This is a genomic window from Streptomyces ochraceiscleroticus, from assembly GCF_000720485.1.
GTDB lineage: Bacteria > Actinomycetota > Actinomycetes > Streptomycetales > Streptomycetaceae > Streptomyces > Streptomyces ochraceiscleroticus.
Genome location: NZ_JOAX01000026.1, coordinates 138,029 through 154,622 on the forward strand (window position 1 = coordinate 138,029; position 16,594 = coordinate 154,622).

The 16,594-nt window shown below is 72.7% G+C and carries 12 protein-coding genes and 1 tRNA gene; 7 read left to right on the forward strand and 6 right to left on the reverse strand.

Features of this window, described 5'->3' with window-relative positions; translation table 11 throughout:
* The first annotated feature begins 5 nt into the window (after positions 1-5).
* Genes IG84_RS0128950 through IG84_RS0128965 form a run of 4 tightly spaced genes read left to right on the forward strand, consistent with a single transcriptional unit; the run spans position 6 to position 3,766 of the window.
* The gene (locus IG84_RS0128950) at positions 6-653 is read left to right on the forward strand and encodes an ABC transporter permease (protein ID WP_031063270.1); all 648 of its coding nucleotides are present in this window, start codon (positions 6-8) and stop codon (positions 651-653) included.
* Positions 646-1,890, forward strand: coding sequence for an ABC transporter ATP-binding protein (locus tag IG84_RS0128955; RefSeq protein WP_031063271.1), 1,245 nt, complete (start codon positions 646-648; stop codon positions 1,888-1,890). The genes IG84_RS0128950 and IG84_RS0128955 overlap by 8 nt, the downstream gene beginning before the upstream one ends.
* On the forward strand, positions 1,887-2,762 hold the full coding sequence (locus tag IG84_RS0128960; RefSeq protein ID WP_031063272.1) for an ABC transporter permease: 876 nt from the start codon (positions 1,887-1,889) through the stop codon (positions 2,760-2,762). Before IG84_RS0128955 ends, IG84_RS0128960 begins: the two co-directional genes overlap by 4 nt.
* Positions 2,762-3,766 carry a glycine betaine ABC transporter substrate-binding protein gene (locus IG84_RS0128965; protein WP_031063273.1) on the forward strand — a complete coding sequence of 335 codons (1,005 nt, stop codon included), beginning with the start codon at positions 2,762-2,764 and terminating at the stop codon, positions 3,764-3,766. Before IG84_RS0128960 ends, IG84_RS0128965 begins: the two co-directional genes overlap by 1 nt.
* A 31-nt stretch (positions 3,767-3,797) precedes the next feature.
* On the opposite strand, the gene IG84_RS0128970 is transcribed toward IG84_RS0128965, so the two are convergent.
* From IG84_RS0128970 to IG84_RS0128985, 4 genes are all read right to left on the reverse strand, one after another.
* Entirely contained in the window at positions 3,798-4,577 is a 780-nt protein-coding gene (locus IG84_RS0128970) for a YlbL family protein (RefSeq protein ID WP_031063274.1), read from the reverse strand.
* A gap of 23 nt (positions 4,578-4,600) precedes the next feature.
* Complete coding sequence (locus IG84_RS0128975; RefSeq protein ID WP_031063278.1) at positions 4,601-5,242, reverse strand: IclR family transcriptional regulator; 642 nt, start codon at positions 5,240-5,242, stop codon at positions 4,601-4,603.
* Between the two features lie 295 nt (positions 5,243-5,537).
* Positions 5,538-7,313 carry a DEAD/DEAH box helicase gene (locus IG84_RS0128980; RefSeq protein ID WP_031063280.1) on the reverse strand — a complete coding sequence of 592 codons (1,776 nt, stop codon included), beginning with the start codon at positions 7,311-7,313 and terminating at the stop codon, positions 5,538-5,540.
* A 125-nt stretch (positions 7,314-7,438) separates the two neighbouring features.
* Positions 7,439-8,953 (reverse strand): MFS transporter, encoded by a 1,515-nt coding sequence (locus IG84_RS0128985; RefSeq protein WP_051862537.1) that lies wholly within the window; start codon positions 8,951-8,953, stop codon positions 7,439-7,441.
* A 116-nt stretch (positions 8,954-9,069) separates the two neighbouring features.
* On the opposite strand from IG84_RS0128985, the gene IG84_RS0128990 reads away from it, so the two are divergent.
* The 3 genes from IG84_RS0128990 (at position 9,070) to IG84_RS0129000 (ending at position 10,904) form a co-directional block, all read left to right on the forward strand.
* The gene (locus IG84_RS0128990; protein WP_031063291.1) at positions 9,070-9,954 is read left to right on the forward strand and encodes an alpha/beta fold hydrolase; all 885 of its coding nucleotides are present in this window, start codon (positions 9,070-9,072) and stop codon (positions 9,952-9,954) included.
* Between the two features lie 119 nt (positions 9,955-10,073).
* Positions 10,074-10,145, forward strand: a tRNA-Cys gene (locus tag IG84_RS0128995).
* 540 nt (positions 10,146-10,685) lie between these two features.
* The gene (locus IG84_RS0129000; protein ID WP_031063295.1) at positions 10,686-10,904 is read left to right on the forward strand and encodes a hypothetical protein; all 219 of its coding nucleotides are present in this window, start codon (positions 10,686-10,688) and stop codon (positions 10,902-10,904) included.
* 71 nt (positions 10,905-10,975) lie between these two features.
* Here IG84_RS0129000 and IG84_RS0129005 read toward each other — a convergent pair whose 3' ends face one another.
* Together IG84_RS0129005 and IG84_RS43005 are read right to left on the reverse strand one after the other, a co-directional pair.
* A complete protein-coding gene (locus tag IG84_RS0129005; protein ID WP_031063298.1) occupies positions 10,976-13,309 on the reverse strand; it encodes a xanthine dehydrogenase family protein molybdopterin-binding subunit in 2,334 nt (777 codons plus the stop codon).
* Positions 13,306-16,548, reverse strand: a complete 3,243-nt coding sequence (locus IG84_RS43005; RefSeq protein WP_051862538.1) for a (2Fe-2S)-binding protein — start codon at positions 16,546-16,548, stop codon at positions 13,306-13,308. The genes IG84_RS0129005 and IG84_RS43005 overlap by 4 nt, the downstream gene beginning before the upstream one ends.
* Positions 16,549-16,594 lie beyond the last annotated feature (46 nt).

The window sequence follows — 16,594 nt, forward strand, 5'->3', positions numbered from 1 at the left end:
GCCGAGTGAGCTTCTGGGAGTACGTCACCGGCCGGCACACCCAGCTACTGATCGACACGTATCAGCACGCCAGCGCGGTGTTCCAGTGCATGGTCCTCGCCACCCTCATCGGGGTGCTCATCGGCGTCCTCACCTACCGCAGCGAGTGGGTGGGCAACCTCGCCACCACGGCGACCGCGACGATCCTGACCATCCCCTCGCTGGCCATGATCGGCCTGCTCATCCCCATCGTCGGCCTGGGCGTCGCGCCCACGGTCGTCGCCCTCACTCTGTACGGGCTGCTGCCGATCGTCCGTAACGCCGTCGTCGGCCTGCGCGGGGTGGACCCCACGCTGGTCGACGCGGCGAAGGGCATCGGCATGTCCCGGGCCGCCCGGCTGTTCAAGGTCGAACTGCCGCTCGCCTGGCCGCCCATCCTGACCGGCATCCGGGTCGCCACCCAGATGCTGATGGGCATCGCCGCCATCGCCGCGTTCGCCTCCGGCCCCGGCCTCGGCAACGAGATCTTCCGCGGCATCGCCTCCCTGGGCAGCGCCAACGCGCTGAACCAGGTCCTCGCGGGGACCCTCGGCATCGTGGTCCTCGCGCTCCTCTTCGACGCCGCCTACGTCCTCATCGGACGCCTGACCATCCCGAGGGGGATCCGTGCCTGAGCAGACCACAACGGGCGCCGCCATCCAGCTGGAAGACCTCACCAAGCGCTATCCGGGCAGCGCGGTCCCGGCGGTGGACGACGTCACCATGGACATCAAGGCCGGCGAGATCGTGATCCTCGTCGGGCCGTCCGGGTGCGGCAAGTCCACCACCCTGAAGATGATCAACCGGCTGATCGAGCCCACCTCGGGCCGCATCAGGATCGGCGACGAGGACGTCACCGACATGGACCCGGTCCGGCTGCGCCGCAAGGTCGGCTATGCGATCCAGTCCTCCGGCCTCTTCCCGCACATGACGGTCGCCCAGAACATCGCGCTGGTCCCGAAGATGGTCGGCTGGTCCCGGGCGAAGATCAAGAACCGGGTCGAGGAGATGCTGGACCTGGTCGGCCTGGACCCCCGCGAGTTCCACGGCCGCTACCCCCGCCAGCTCTCCGGCGGCCAGCAGCAGCGCGTCGGCGTGGCCCGCGCGCTCGCCGCCGACCCGCCCGTCCTCCTGATGGACGAGCCGTTCGGCGCGGTCGACCCGATCACCCGCGACCACCTCCAGGACGAGCTGATCCGGCTCCAGCACGAGCTGCACAAGACGATCGTCTTCGTCACCCACGACTTCGACGAGGCCATCAAGCTCGGCGACCGGATCGCCGTCCTGCGCGAGCGCTCGCACATCGCCCAGTTCGACACCCCCGAGGCCATCCTCACCAACCCCACCGACGACTTCGTGTCCGGCTTCGTGGGCGCGGGCGCGGCCCTGAAGCGGCTGAACCTCACCCGCGTCCGCGACGTGGAGATCGTGGACTTCCCCACCGCCACCATCGAGGACCCGCTGCAGTCCATCTTCGACAAGCTGCGCGACGGCGCCAGCAACGAACTGCTGCTGCTGGACCGGCACAACCGGCCGTACAAGTGGCTGCGCCGCGGCGACCTCACGCTGGCCAAGGGCTCGCTCGCCCGGGCCGGCACGCTGGTGCACGACACGGTCACCCGGGACGCCACGCTGCGGGACGCGCTGGAGGCGGTACTCACCGACAACGCGGGCCGGGTCGCGGTCACCGGGCGGCGCGGCGAGTACACCGGCGTCGTCGACATGGCGACGCTGATGAACAACGTCCACGAGCTGCTGGACGCGGACCGGCTGGACGCCATCGAGCACCGGCACGAGCTGGAGGAACAGCGCGCCCAGCAGACCCGCCGGGAGCAGGAGGGCACCGACAGCGCCCGCGGGGCCTCGGCATGAGCCCGCGCGAGGAGCGGACCCCGCGGGAGACCCGCCCGCCGGGCGAGCACGAGGTCATGGGGCTGGCCTTCCGGGACGAGGTGCGCGGCGGCGAGCGCGAGCAGGAGCCGCCTCCCCCGCCCCCGCGGCAGCCGAACCGCATCACCTGGCAGAAGGCCACCTTCCTGCCGTTCGTCCTGCTCGCCGCGCTGCTCGCCACCTGGCTGTGGTTCCGCGGCGCGCACCTGGACTCCATCGCCCACCAGGCCGTCGACGACGGCAAGGTGTGGCTGGCGCTGCGCCAGCACATCTGGCTGACCGCGGTCTCCACCTTCTTCGTACTGATCATCGCGATCCCGCTGGGCATCGCGCTGACCCGGGCGAAGCTGCGCAAGGCGACCCCGGCGGCGATGGCGGTCGCCAACCTCGGCCAGGCCATCCCGGCGCTGGGTCTGCTGGTGCTGCTGGTCATCTGGCTGGGCGTCGGCCCCCGGGCCGCGATCATCGGCATGATCATCTACGCCGTGCTGCCCGTACTGGCCAACACCATCGCCGGGCTGCAGGCCATCGACCCCACCCTCACCGAAGCGGCGCGCGGCGTCGGCATGTCGCCGCTGGGCGTGCTCACCAAGGTCGAACTGCCGCTGGCGGTACCGCTGATCCTGGCCGGCGTGCGCAACGCGCTGGTGCTGAACGTGGGCACCGCCACCCTCGCCACGTTCGGCGGCGGCGGGGGCCTGGGCGACCTGATCTCGGCGGGCATCGTCACCCAGCGCATGCCGGTGCTGGTCCTCGGTTCCGTACTGACCATTGCGCTGGCCCTGCTGGTCGACTGGCTGGCATCGCTCGCCGAAATGCTGATGCGGCCGCGCGGCCTGGAGGGGACGACCTGATGGGGAACCGGCGTACGTACCGGAGCACCGCCCTCGCGGCGGCCGGGACGCTCCTCGCGACGCTCGCGCTCGGCGGCTGCGGCCTGGTCAGCGGCAGCCCGATGACGGACGAGGTCGAGCCCGGCAAGGACGCGGGCTATCAGGGTCAGCCGCTCAAGGGCGCGGAGCTGACGGTGACGTCCAAGGAGTTCACCGAGCAGATCGTGCTCGGCCAGATCATGGGACTGGCCCTGAAGGCGGCCGGTGCCACGGTGGTGGACAAGACCAACATCCAGGGCTCGATCGGCGCCCGTGAGGCGGTCACCTCCGGCACGGCCGACGGCAGTTACGAGTACACGGGCACTAGCTGGATCACCTACCTCGGCAACACCGAGCCCATCCCCGACGAGCGCAAGCAGTGGGAGGCGGTGAAGGCCGCCGACAGGAAGAAGGACCTGGTCTGGCTGCCGTACTCCGAGCTGAACAACACCTACGCGCTGGCACTGCTCCCCTCCGACCAGAAGAAGTACGGCGTCTCGACCCTCTCGGACCTGGCCGGGCTGCTGAAACGGAACCCGGACGCGGTCACGCTGTGCGTGGAGAACGAGTTCGCGACCCGTAACGACGGCCTGCCCGGCATGGTCAAGAAGTACGGCCTGAAGATCCCGTCCGGGAACATCAAGCGGATGTCGGCCGGCGTCATCTACACCCAGGTCAAGAAGGGCGGCACCTGCACCTTCGGCGAGGTCTACACGACCGACGGGCGCATCCAGGCGATGGGCCTGAAGACGCTCGCGGACGACAAGCACTTCTTCCCGAACTACAACGCGGCGCCGCAGATGTACGCGCCGACGATGAAGAAGTACCCGGCCATCGCGGACGTGCTCGATCCGATCACCAAGGCGCTGGACAACAAGACGGCACAGCGGCTCAACGGCAAGGTCGACGTGGACGGCGAGGACCCGCACGAGGTCGCCAAGGACTGGCTGGTGCAGGAGGGCTTCATCACGGAGGGGACGGGCTGAGGAGCTGTGGCGGTACGAGGTGCCCGGCTGTTCAGCAGCCGGGCACCTTGCCGCCGGAGTTCAGGGCCTTGAGCGCGTCAACCGCGCTGGTCAGCGTGGTGATGGGGATCAGCCGCATGTCCTTCGCGAGGTTGGCGCGGGCGTCGGAGCACTCGGCGCGCGGCACGAGGAAGTACTTCGCGCCCTCGCGGTGCGCGGCCTGCGTCTTCAGCGCCACGCCGCCGACCGGGCCGACCTTGCCGTCGGCGGTGATCGTGCCGGTACCGGCGATGGACCGGCCGCCGGTCAGGTCGTGGCCCGCGCCGTCCCCGTCGATCGTGTCGATGATCCCCAGCGTGAACATCAGGCCGGCGCTCGGGCCGCCCACGTCCGCCAGCTTCAGGTCGACCCGTACGTCCTTCGGAGAGCGGTGCAGGTACCGCAGGGCTGCCTCGACCGCCGCGTCCTGCGACTGCTTCATCTGCGCGGCGTTGTGCTTCGCGACCTCTTCGGTGCTGTCGCCGACCGGGTAGACCGCGTCGCGCGGCATCACGGCCTCGTCGCGGCGGAACCAGCCCTTGAGCACGTCCGGCAGGTGCGCCGAGACTTGGGGGCCGGTGGCGACGATGGCCGTCATCCGCAGCTCGCCGCTGGTCTTCCGGGCCTTGGCGCCGTGCACGGTGATGACCGGCTCGCCCTTGTGCTTGCCGAGCACGTTCGCGGCCGGCCCCGGGTAGGCGACCGAGAACGGCAGCGGTACGAAGGCGGCGACGGCGAGGAGCGCGATGACGAGGGCGGAGCAGACCGCCAGGGCGCGGGCGCGAGAAGACACCCCGCCACCCTAGATGACCACCGTCACCGCAGTGCCTCCGCCACCTCCTTGGCCGCCTCGACGACGCGGGCGCCGACCCGTTCCGGTACGACGTCGGCGAGGAGCACCACGCCGACGCTGCCCTCGATGCCGCTGACCCCGAGCAGCGGCGCCGCGGCGCCGCTCGCGCCGGCCTCCAGCTCGCCGTGGGTCAGCGCGAGCCCGTCGCCTTCCGTGCAGCCCTGCCGGGCGGCCAGGATGGCCCGGCCCGCGGCCCCGCGGTCCAGCGGGTGCCGGAACCCGGCACGGTAGGCGACGTGGTAGTCCGTCCAGGTCGGTTCGACGACGGCGACGGCCAGCGCTTCCGTACCGTCGACGAGCGTGAGGTGGGCCGTGGCACCGAGGTCCTCGGCCAGCGAGCGCAGCGCGGGCAGCGCGGCCTCGCGGACCAGGGGGTGCACCTGGCGGCCCAGGCGCAGCACGCCCAGCCCCACCCTGGCCCGGCCGCCGATGTCGCGGCGGACCAGCGCGTGCTGTTCCAGGGTGGCCAGCAGCCGGTAGACGACGGTCCTGTTGACGCCGAGCTTGTTGGAGAGCTCGGTAACGGTCAGGCCGTGATCGGTATCGGCGAGCAGCTTGAGGACACGCAGTCCTCGGTCGAGCGTCTGGGAGGTCTCCGCGGTCACGACGCCCCCTCCTCGGGTGAGTGGCGGCTCTAGGGGGAGGTCGCGCTGCCGGTCCCACGGCAGCGCTGACGAGGCCGCCGGTTCGGCACCGGCTGCGCTCCGCGGCGGCGCTGCCACGGGGCGTGTTCGTGACGGGGACAGTAGCGATCCAGTCCGGTCAGCGGAAGAGTCCGTCCAGAATCCGGTCTTAGCTGACCGCTCTATCCGCATTGGTCCCGGCGTGACGACACCCAATGCCACGGAGAAGAGGGCGATCCCCGTCTCGGGGCCGCCCTCTCCTGTACTTCTCGGACGCTCACCGCATCCGCGTGGCCCACTCCTGGACCTTCTTGATCCGCTCCCGGATCTGCCCGGCGGTGGCCTCCGCGCTCGGCGGTCCGCCGCACACCCGGCGCAGCTCGTTGTGGATCACCCCGTGCGGCTTACCGCTCTGGTGCACATACGCGCTGACCAGCGTGTTGAGCTGCTTCCGCAGCTCCAGCAGCTCCTTGTGGGTGACCACGGGACGCCGCTCGGCCGGCAGCTCCAGCAGGTCCGCCTCCTCGGCGGGCCGCTTCTTGCTGTGCGCGATCTGCCGGGCCTGCCGCTTCTGCAGCAGCATCTGCACCTGGTCCGGCTCCAGCAGCCCGGGGATGCCGAGGTAGTCCTGCTCCTCTTCGCTCCCCGCGTGCGCCTGCATGCCGAACTCGGCGCTGTTGTAGAGCACCCGGTCGAAGACCGCGTCGGACTCCAGCGCCTCGAAGGAGAACTGCTCCTGCTCGCCGGTGTCCTCGTCCTGCTCCTTGTTCGCCTCGTCCATCTCCTGCTCGGACTCGGCGTACGGGTCTTCCTCGCCGTCCTTCTTCGGCTTGTCGAGCACGTGGTCGCGCTCGACCTCCATCTCGTTGGCGAAGCCGAGCAGCATGGGCACGGTCGGCAGGAAGACCGAGGCCGTCTCGCCGCGCCGCCGCGACCGCACGAAACGGCCCACGGCCTGCGCGAAGAACAGCGGTGTGGAGATCGTCGTGGCGTACACGCCGACCGCAAGCCGCGGCACGTCGACGCCCTCCGACACCATCCGGACCGCGACCATCCACCGGTCGTCGGAGTGCGAGAAGTCGTCGATGCGCTTCGATGCGCCGGTGTCGTCGGAGAGGACGAGCGTCGCCTTGTGGCCCGTTATCTCCCGGATCAGCTTCGCGTACGCGCGCGCCTGCTCCTGGTCGGAAGCGATCACGAGCGCGCCCGCGTCCGGAATGGACTTCCGTACCTCCGACAGCCGCTGGTCCGCGGCGCGGAGCACGTTCGGCATCCACTCGCCGCGCGGGTCCAGCGCGGTGCGCCACGCCTGCGACACGGCGTCCTTGGTCATCGGCTCGCCCAGCCGCGCCTCGATCTCGTCGCCGGCCTTGGTCCGCCAGCGCATGTTGCCGCTGTAGGACATGAAGATGACGGGGCGGACGACGCCGTCGGCCAGCGCGTTCCCGTAGCCGTACGTGTAATCCGCCGAGCTGCGGCGGATGCCGTCGTTCCCCTCCTCGTACGTCACGAAGGGGATCGGGTTGGTGTCCGAGCGGAAGGGCGTACCGGTCAGCGCGAGCCGCCGGGTCGCCGGCTCGAACGCCTCCTGGCACGCCTCGCCCCAGGACCGGGAGTCACCGGCGTGGTGGATCTCGTCGAGGATGACGAGCGTCTTGCGCTGCTCGACGCGGTTGCGGTGCAGCATCGGCCGGACGCCCACGCCCGCGTACGTCACGGCCACGCCGTGGTACTCGCGGCTCAGCGGCCCGGCGCTGTACTCCGGGTCCAGCTTGATGCCCAGCCGCGCGGCCGCCTCCGCCCACTGCTTCTTCAGGTGCTCGGTGGGCGCGACCACGGTGACCTGCTGCACGACGTGGTGGTGCAGCAGCCAGGAGGCGAGGGTGAGCGCGAAGGTGGTCTTGCCCGCGCCGGGGGTCGCGACCGCGAGGAAGTCCCGCGGCTGGGTCTCGATGTACTTGTCCATCGCACCCTGCTGCCAGGCGCGCAGCTTGTTCGCGGTACCCCAGGGGGCCCGTCCCGGGAAGGCCGGGGACAGGTGCTGGTTGTTCATGGCGCTGGTGGTAGTACTCACGGTCTCCGTCGGCTGGCTCGGCGATCGGCAACCGCGTCAGCGTACCCGTGCCGTCTCGTCCGCCGGGGAATTCGGGCCGGGCGGCGGAGCGGGTGCGACTCAGCTCACACCGCCGGCTCCGGTGCCGGTTCCGGTACCGGCTGCGTGTCCGGCGCGGGCCGCAGCCGGGTCGCCACGTATGCGCCGACCAGCGCGACCAGGGACATCGCGGCGAAGACGGCGGCGAAGGCGGCCGGATGCGTGGCGACCGGATGCGCGGCGGCGGACGCACCGGCGTGCACGCCGGGTTGAGCGGTGGCGACCGCGCCGCCGCCGAAGGCGATGAAGAGGATGCCGCTGATGCCGACGAACGTGATGTTGCCCAGCGCGTCGGACACCTGGAGCGAGGCGGAGTTCCGCCCCGCGTCCTCGGGGCGCGACAGCTTGAGCAGCAGCACGCTGCCGCTGGAGATCGTCAGCCCCATCCCGAACCCGGCGATGATCCAGGCGAGCGCCACGACGCCGGCCGGAACGGTCTCGATGAGCGCCAGCGGTACGAGGGCGACGGCCAGGGCCATCAGCAGCATCCCGAGGCACATCAGCCGCTCACGGTACGGCTCCAGCCGCGGGCGGCTCTGCGCGTACGAGCCGAGCGCCCAGGTCAGCCCGCCGCCGGTGAGCGAGAGCCCCGCGAGCGTCGGGCTCAGCCCCCGCTGGGTCACCAGCATCAGCGGCACGAAGCTCTCCGCGGCGAGCAGCGCGCCGGCCGCGAGCCCGCGGATGAGGACGACGGAGGGCAGCCCGCGCGCGGCCCGGAACGTGCCCTTGGGGAGCAGCCGCAGGACGGACGGCACGAGGAGGGCCAGCCCGGCGGCCGCGGGCAGCAGCGCGAGCGGGCGCAGGTCCTGCCCGGCGTACTGGAGCAGCCCGGCACCGGCGGCGACGGCGAGGGCGAGGAGGATGCGGCGGCGGTCCAGCGGCGCGGCGCCATCCGCCGTGCGGGGCAGCTTGCGCAACGCCGGAAGCATGACGGCGAGCGGCAGCAGCACCAGCACCGGTATGGACAGGAACACCCAGCGCCATCCCACCTGCTCGGTGACCGTCCCCGAGACCACCGGCCCGACGATCACCGGCAGTACCCAGGCCGCCGAGAACGACGCGAGGACGGCCGGCCGCAGCCGCTCCGGATACGCCCGGCTCACGACCACGTACAGCGCGACGATCACCAGCCCGCCGCCCAGCCCCTGCACCGCGCGCCCCGCCACGAACGTCCACATCGTCGGCGCGGCACCCGCCAGCACCAGCCCGCCACCGAAGGTGAAGATGCCGCTGAACAGCGGCGCGAGCGGCCCGTTCCGGTCGCACCACGCACCCGACAGCGCCATCGAGAACAGGCTCGCCGTGAAGTACGCGGAGAAGGCGAACGCGTACAGCTCGATCCCGTCCAGCGCCCGCGCGGCCACCGGCATCGCCGTGTTCACCGCGCTCGCCTCGAACGCGATCAGCGAGACGACGGAGATGATGCCGAGGGTGAGGGCCCGGTAGGGACGCCCGAGCACGCCGCCTCCGGCGGGCAAGGAGTCCGACGGCACATCCGGGGCGGCGGTGACGTCACTGTCACACGGTTCGATGGTGGTCATCCCGCCACCGTAAGGTTCTCCGACTCTCTACGCCCCTGTCATTCGCCCGAATTCCGGCTCCGCCGCTGGACCTACGACATGCCGGTACGGGCCACCCGATCCGGCACACTTCCCCCATGCCTCACTACCGCTCGTACGACGGCACCGAACTGCACTACCGCGTGCTCGGCCCGGAGGAGTCCGAGTCCGCGCTTCCGCCGCTCGTCTGCCTGGCCGGCGGCCCGGCGCGGGACGCCGAATACCTCGGCGACCTGGGCGGCCTCGACGCCGCCCGCCGGCTGATCGTCCCGGACAGCCGCGGCACCGGCGACTCCCCGCCCGCCGAGGACCCCGCCGCGTACGCCTTCCCCCGCCTCGCCGAGGACCTGGAGGCCCTCCGCGCCCACCTCGGCCTGGACCGTTTCGCCCTGCTCGCCCACAGCGCCGCGGCGGCCACCGCGCAGGCTTACGCGGCCGCCCACCCCGACCGCCTGACCCGTCTGGTCCTCGTCTGCCCCGGCTCCCGCCTCCAGGGCGAACTCCCCGACGACGCCCGCCAGATCTTCGAGTCCCGCGCGCACGAGGACTGGTGGCCGGACGCCTCCGTCGCCGTCCAGCGCCTCGCGGAGACCGGCGACATGGACGAGGTACGCAGCCTCCTCCTCCGCGCCGCCCCGCTGGCCTACGCCCACTGGGACGAGCCCCAGCGCGCCCACGCCGCCACCGAGGGCTCCCAGCTCAACCCCGTCCCCCGCGCCGGCTTCTGGCAGGCCGTCGACGACAGCACCCGCGAAACCCTCCTGGCGGCCCTCCACGACGTCACCTGCCCCGTCCTCGTCATCACCGGCGACCGCGACGCCCACTCCGGCATGCGCGCCGGCGAACTGGTCGCCGCCTCCTTCCCCCACGCCCACCTTCGCCCCCTCCACCTGGTCGGCCACTACCCCTGGGTCGACGACTCGCCCCGCTTCCGCACCCTGATCGACGGCTTCCTCCGCACCGGCGAACCCCCCACCACATGAACGCCGTGTTGCTGCGTATTGCTGCGTGTTGCCCCGCATGACAACCACGTGGCACCCCGCCCGGACTCCTTGCCCCCTCCCCCACCCCCCGGCCTAGAGTCAAGACATCGCTCCACCTTGGCCGTGTGCCCGAGTGGCTCAGGGGCTCGCCTGCAAAGCGAGTTACGCGGGTTCAATTCCCGCCACGGCCTCTGCTGCCTGAACAGGCAAAACGAAAGGGCGGCACCCACTGCGGGTGCCGCCCTTTCGTACGCCCGTCTCAGTTACCTGAATTTTGGGACCGCCATCGGCGCGCTAGTAGCTGCCAAGGCAGCACGCAATCAGGTCCCTGACCAAGGACGACACGCAGTCGCCACCATCACCAACGCTCACAAAGCAAGGGAAAGAGACACCGAGCAATACTCGGCACTCCTTGATGAGGCGCGGGAACGTCGACTGCAGATGCTTCAGCTACGCGCCGCGTTCGCCGAAGAGGCGGCGAACGTCCTCTCCTCCCCAGCCACGCGCGAGAGCTGAGGAGAAGCCCGGGACAGCTGTGAGGAATCGACGTCCGGACGTAGCCGAGAGCTTTGATGCCGCGTGGGCCACCGCGCGGCCGGTCAGGGAGCGCCACTATCTGGAGCAGCGGACGGCACCGTATCTGGGATGACCAGAGGTGTTCGGACATGATCGGCGGCGGGACGCGGTACCCACCGGTTGGATGTTCTGTTGCCGGTGGGAAGGAGTCCGCGATGGGTGAGACGTATGGGCCCGGTGGGTCCAGCAGTGATGCCGTTGAGGGTGTTGACGAGGACGATCTGGAGAGGCCGGAGAAGGATCGGCGGGAGGTGGAGGTCGCCCAGGAGGCCATCGGGGAGGATCCCCGTCATCCGGCGGTCCACGAGGCCGCCGAGCCCGACGAGCCCACCAAGCTCGCCAAGCCCGCCGAAGGCGAGGCGGAGGCCGGTTAGGCGCTCCGCCTCGGGGTGACCACGCTCAGGTCCGCGCTCAGGCCCGCGGTCTGGTCCGCGCTCGGGTCCGCTCAGGTCAGGGGGGTGAGCGCCGCTGCCTGGGGGCGGATGGGGAGGCGGCCTATGGGGCGGCCGGTGGCGGCGCGGACGGCGGAGGCCACCGCGGCCGGGGCGGCGACCACGGGGGCCGCGGAGACCGGCTTGGCACCGAAGGGGGCGACCACGTCGCGTTCCTCGACGAGTTTGACGATGCGGATGTCGGGGGCGTCAAGGGAGGTCGGGAGCGGGTAGCCCGTCAGGTCGGGGTGGCGGACCAGGCCGCGGGTGGTGCGGAGGTTCTCCATGAGGGCCGCGCCCAGGCCCTGGGTGACGCCCGCCTCGATGCGCGCCCGGAGCTGGGCGGGATTGAGGACCCGGCCGACGTCCTGGGCGACGGACATCTCGACGACGCGGATCGTGCCGAGTTCGATGTCGACGTCGGCGACGCAACGGATCGCGCAGAACGCGAGGCCGACGAACGCGTCGCCCTGGCCGGTCTCGTCCAGCGGCTCGGTCGGATGCGGCCGGCACTGCGCCGTGGCCCACAGCTCCTTGCCGTTCAGCGCCTCGGCGACCGTCGTGCTCAGTACGCCGTCGTACGAGGTGATCTTGCCGTCGGTGATCTGGAGCAGCTCGGTGGACATGCCGAACTTGTGGGCGAGGGGCTGGAGGAGCTGGGTGCGGACCATCTTGGCCGCGCGCTCCACGGCCCCTCCGGACACCCACGTGTGGCGGCTGTGGCAGGCGGCGCCGGCCGGCGGCTGGTCGGTGTCGACGGCCGCGACGTGTACCTCTTCGACGCCCAGGGTCTCCTGGACGATCTGGCGGGCGAGCGTGGAGAAGCCCGAACTGGTCTCCACCGCCGCGCAGATGACCGTCGCGACCGAGCCGTTGACCTTGACCGTGGCCGTGGAGACCTCGTCCGCGCCCTCCGCGCCGAGCATGTGGACCATGCCGATGCCGTACCCGACGCCACGCCGCACCGCGGACGGATCGCCCGCGCCCTCCGGACCACCCGGCAGCAGCCACTCCTCCTGCGGCGCGTCCTTCGGCAGGTCGGGCAGGGGCGCTTCCTGCACGGCGCGCAGGAGTTCGGCGACCGGGGCCGGGCAGGTGACGGTCTGGGACGTGGGGAGGATGTCGCCGGTGGCCATGGCGTTGCGCAGCCGGATCTCGGCGGGCTCCATGCCCAGCTTCGCCGCCAGCTTGTCCATCTGGCCCTCGTACGCGGCACACACCTGCATCGCGCCCTCGCCGCGCAGATGCCCGGCCGGCGGGTTGTTCGTCCGCACCGCCCAGCCCTCCACGAAGGCGTGCGGCACGACGTACGGGCCGCAGGCGAAGGAGACGGCGGCGGCCAGCGCGTCGGCCGAGGTGTCGGCGTACGCGCCCGCGTCCATCAGGATCTGCGCCTCGACCTTCACCAACGTGCCCTCGGAGTCGGCGTGGTGCCGGTAACGGAGGATCGTCGGGTGCCGGTGGGCGTGCGAGAGGAAGGACTCCTCGCGGGTGGCGGCGAGCTTGACCGGGCAGCCGGTACGCAACGCCAGTAGCCCCAGCGGGAGTTGGATGCCCGGGTCCTCGCGGTCCGCGGTCGCGCCGGGCACGCCCGTCACCACGACCTTGACCTTGTCCTGCGGCAGCCCGAAGCAGGCGGCGGCGAGATCGCGGTCGGTGTGCGGGTCGGTGGCAGCGGTGTAGATCTCCACGCCGCCGTCGGGGCGCGGCACGGCCAGTCCGGCCTCGGCGCCGATGGGCGCCGGGTCCTGGCGGCCGATCCGGTACAGCCCCTCGACGACGACGTCGCCGGCCGCCTCCGGGTCACCGAAGCGCAGCGGGATGTGCCGTACGAGATTGCCGTCCGGGTGCAACGGCTCGGCCTCGAAGGCGAGTTGGGGGTCGGTGACCGGCTCCAGCACCTCGTACTCGACGGCGATGGCGGCGGCCGCGAGCCGGGCCGTGTCGGGGTGGTCGGCGGCGATCGCGGCGATCGGCTCGCCGTGGTGGCGCACCTCGTCCTTGGCGAAGACCGGCCGGTCGGGGGTGCCGCGCCCGTGCCCGGCGTCCCCCGGGACGTCCTCGTGCGTGACGACGGCCCGTACGCCCGGCATCTCGGCGGCCTGCTTGGTGTCGATCGACAGGATGCGGGCGCGGGGGTGCGGGGACCGCAGGATCGCGGCCCACAGCAGGCCTTCGGCCCACAGGTCGGCCGCGTACGGGAACGTGCCCTGGGTCTTGGCGGGGGCGTCGGCGGACGGCAGCGAGACGCCCAGGCCGTGCGGCAGCGGCTCGGCCTCGGCCGCCGGGGCGCTGCCGGGGGCGGGGCTGACGGTGACGGAGCCAGCGCCCTCGTGCGTGCCGGTCATGCGCGGCCTCCCGATTGCGGGTCGGCCCCCGGACCCTGGCTGTTCGGGTAGTGGGGGTGTTCGGGCTGGTGGGGCGAGTGGGGGTCGGGCTGCGGCTCGGGCTGCGCGCCGAGGTCCGGGTTCCCCAGGTCTTCGATCAGCGCGTTCTGGCCGTACGAGTCGTGCTCGGAGGCGAGGGCGTCACGGCCGTACGAGTCGTGGTGCCCGGCGAGCGCGTCCTGACCGTAGGAGCCGTGCTCGGCGAGGGCGTCACGGCCGTAGGAGTCGTGCTCGGCGAGGGCATCGCGCCCGTAGGAGTCGTGGCCGGCGTACGGGTCGCCGTTGTAGGCGGGATCGGCGTACGGGGCGGGGGCCGTGCCGTACTGGTCCGCTGCGGTGCCGTAGGGGTCCGGCGCGGTGCCGTACGGATCGGCGGTGTACTGGTCGGCTTCGGGACCGGCGTACTGGTCGGGAGTGGCGTACTGGTCGGGGCCGGCGTACTGGTCGGGGGCGGCGCCACCGTCGGCGTACGTGCCGTCGGCGTACGTGCCGTCCGAGTAGCCGCCGTCGGCGTACGGGCTTGCCGGGTCCGTGTGGCCGTAGGACGGCTCGGCGGCGTGCGGCTCCCCGGCGTACGCGGCCGGGTCGGCCGGGCCCGCCTGGTGCGGGATGCGGGCGGCCGGCTCGTGCTGGTCCTGCACCTGGTCCGGAGCCTCGGCCCGGTCCTGGCCCTGCGCCTGGCCGTGATGCCGGTCGTGTTCCTGATCGCGGTCGTCGGCGGCGGCCTGGGCGGCCTCGGCACGGGAACGGGCGACCTCCTGCACGGCGTCCAGGACGCCGCGGTACCCGGAGCAGCGGCAGAGGTTGCCGCACAGGGCCTGGCGGGCCTGCAGCTCGGTGGGGGCGTGGTTGCCTTCCAGGAGGTCGTGCATGGTCATGGCCATGCCCGGTACGCAGAAGCCGCACTGCACCGCGCCGGAGGCGGCGAGCGCGCGCTGCACATCGGAGGGCGCGCCGTCCTTGGCCAGGCCCTCGACCGTACGGACCTCACTGCCGGCCGTGGTCGCGCCGGGCACCAGGCAGGACGCCACGAGGCGGCCGTCGACCTGTACGGAGCAGGCCCCGCACTCGCCCTGGGAGCAGCCGTCCTTGGCCCCCGCGAGGCCGAGCCGCTCGCGCAGCACGTAGAGCAGGGACTCGCCGATCCAGGCGTCCGTGACGGGGCGGTCGACGCCGTTCACGGTGAGGACGTAGGAAGCGCGGGGGTGTTCGAGGTCGGCGTGCGGGGCGGGGTCCACGGGGGCAGCGGCGGGCGCCTCTGCGGACACCTCCCCCGGCTCGTCGGCCACCTCGGACTTCTTGGGCTCGCCGGGCTGCTCGGGAGCTTCGGGCACGGCGGGGGCGGCGGGCGTGGCGGGCTCGGCGGACGCCTCTTCCGGCTCCTCGGGGGCGGGGGCCTCGGGGGCGGGCGCCTCCGGCACCGTCGCTTCGGGGGCCGCGGGCACGTCGGCGTCGGCCTCGGCGTCACTGTCTTCGCTGGTGGCCGCGTCGGTGTCCACGCTCTCGGCGGCGGAATCGGCCTCCTCTGCCGGGGAGTTGGCCTCGACGGGCTCCGCCGGCGCCTCGACCGCGGGCTCAACCGCAGCCTCGGCGGCGGGTGTTGCCTCCTCGGTGGCCTCCGGTACGTCGCGGTCGGCCGCCTCGGAGACGCCCGCCTCGGCAACCTGCGGCTCTTCGGCAGCCATCGCTTCCGGCGCCGGCTCGGTCACAGCCTCGGGCGCCGGCTCGGTCACAGCCTCGGGCGCCGGCTCGGTCGCAGCCTCGGGCGCCGGCTCGGTCGCAGCCTCGGGCACGGACTCGGCCATCGGCTCGGGCGCCGGCTCGGCGGTCTGCGTGGCCTCCGCGCGCTCCTCCTCCGCCTGGGCGGCCTCCGGGAGCGGCTTCGGGGTGGGCCTCGTGCCGGAGACGAGGGCGTCGGCCAGTGCGATGCCATCGGCGATGCCGCCGCCACCCGGCGTACTGAACAGGCTCTGGTACGACGGGGGTTGGGTGTTCTGGCCGGGGCTCGGCCACTGCTCGCCCTGAACCGGGGGCACGCCGTGGGGCGTGGGCGCGTGGCCCGTGAAACCCGGGTGCGAGGCGCGCAGGTCGCCGGGCAGCGGCCACTGCGCGGCGGCACCGGGCGCACCCGGCGCGTCGAGCGTTCCGGGCGCGCCCGACGGCGCCATGCCCTGCGCGGCGGGATGCGGCCCCACGTGGTACGGACCGACGTGCTGCGGCAGCGTCTCTCCCGCGCCGCCTGCCTCGTCACCGTTCCCGGACGTCCCGTCCGGCCCGGCCGCCGTGTCCGCCGTTTCCGCCGCGCCGCCGGCCATCGCGCCGAGCCCCGCGTGGAAGTTCCAGTGGCCGGTGGCCTCCGGCGCGTCGGCCGAAGGCTGCTGGGCCTGGTCGGGCTGATGAGGCTGCTGAGCCTGATCGGCTTCGTACACCGGGTAACCGCCGTGCGGACCCTGGCGATCGTCGCCGACCAAGTACTCGCCGGACTCCTCCAGCACCTCGTGACCGGCGGTGGGGATCGTCCACCGGCCCGCGCCGGCCGCACCCGCGACCGGCCACTCCACGGTGTCCGGCCCGTCGCTGTCCTTGTCCGCGGCACCGCCGTGCCCCGTGGCACCGCCATGGCCCGCAGCGCCACCGTGCTCGGCGCCGCCGTACGGCATCGCCGCCGGCGCGTCCGCCGCCGGGTCCATGAACGGCATGGTCCACTGGCCGGTCGCCGCGGGGTCCATGCCCGCGCCGGCCGTCGGCGCGGCGTCGTACGGCGAGGCCCCCGCACCAGCACCGGCGTCGGCACCCGCGGCCGCGTCACCGGCACCCGGCACCGCGCCCTGGCCCGCCCCCGGGAAGTGGTCCGGCGGGATGTACCCGTGGCCAGGAGCCGCCAGCGGGTCGGCACCGGCCTCGCCCTCTGGGCCCGCGCCCGCGCCGTACCCGTCGTAACCACCGTGCGCGTCACCGGCGCCACCGGCAGCCGGCGCACCGTGCGCACCCTGCGCCCCGTAAATGGCCGCGCCGTACGCGCCGGAGGCATAGCCGCCCGCGCCGTAAGCGCCCGACCCGTACGCCCCGTTCAGGCCGTACGACTCCAGGTCGTCGGGCAGTTGGACGAAGGCCGTGGCCTCCTGGTCGTACTCGCCCTGCGGCAGCGGCTCCCAGCCCTGTCCGTGCTGGGGCTGACGCGGGGTGTCCCCGTCACTCATGCGCCGGCCTCGCTTCGCTCGGCTCGCTCGGCGGGCGCGCATCCCG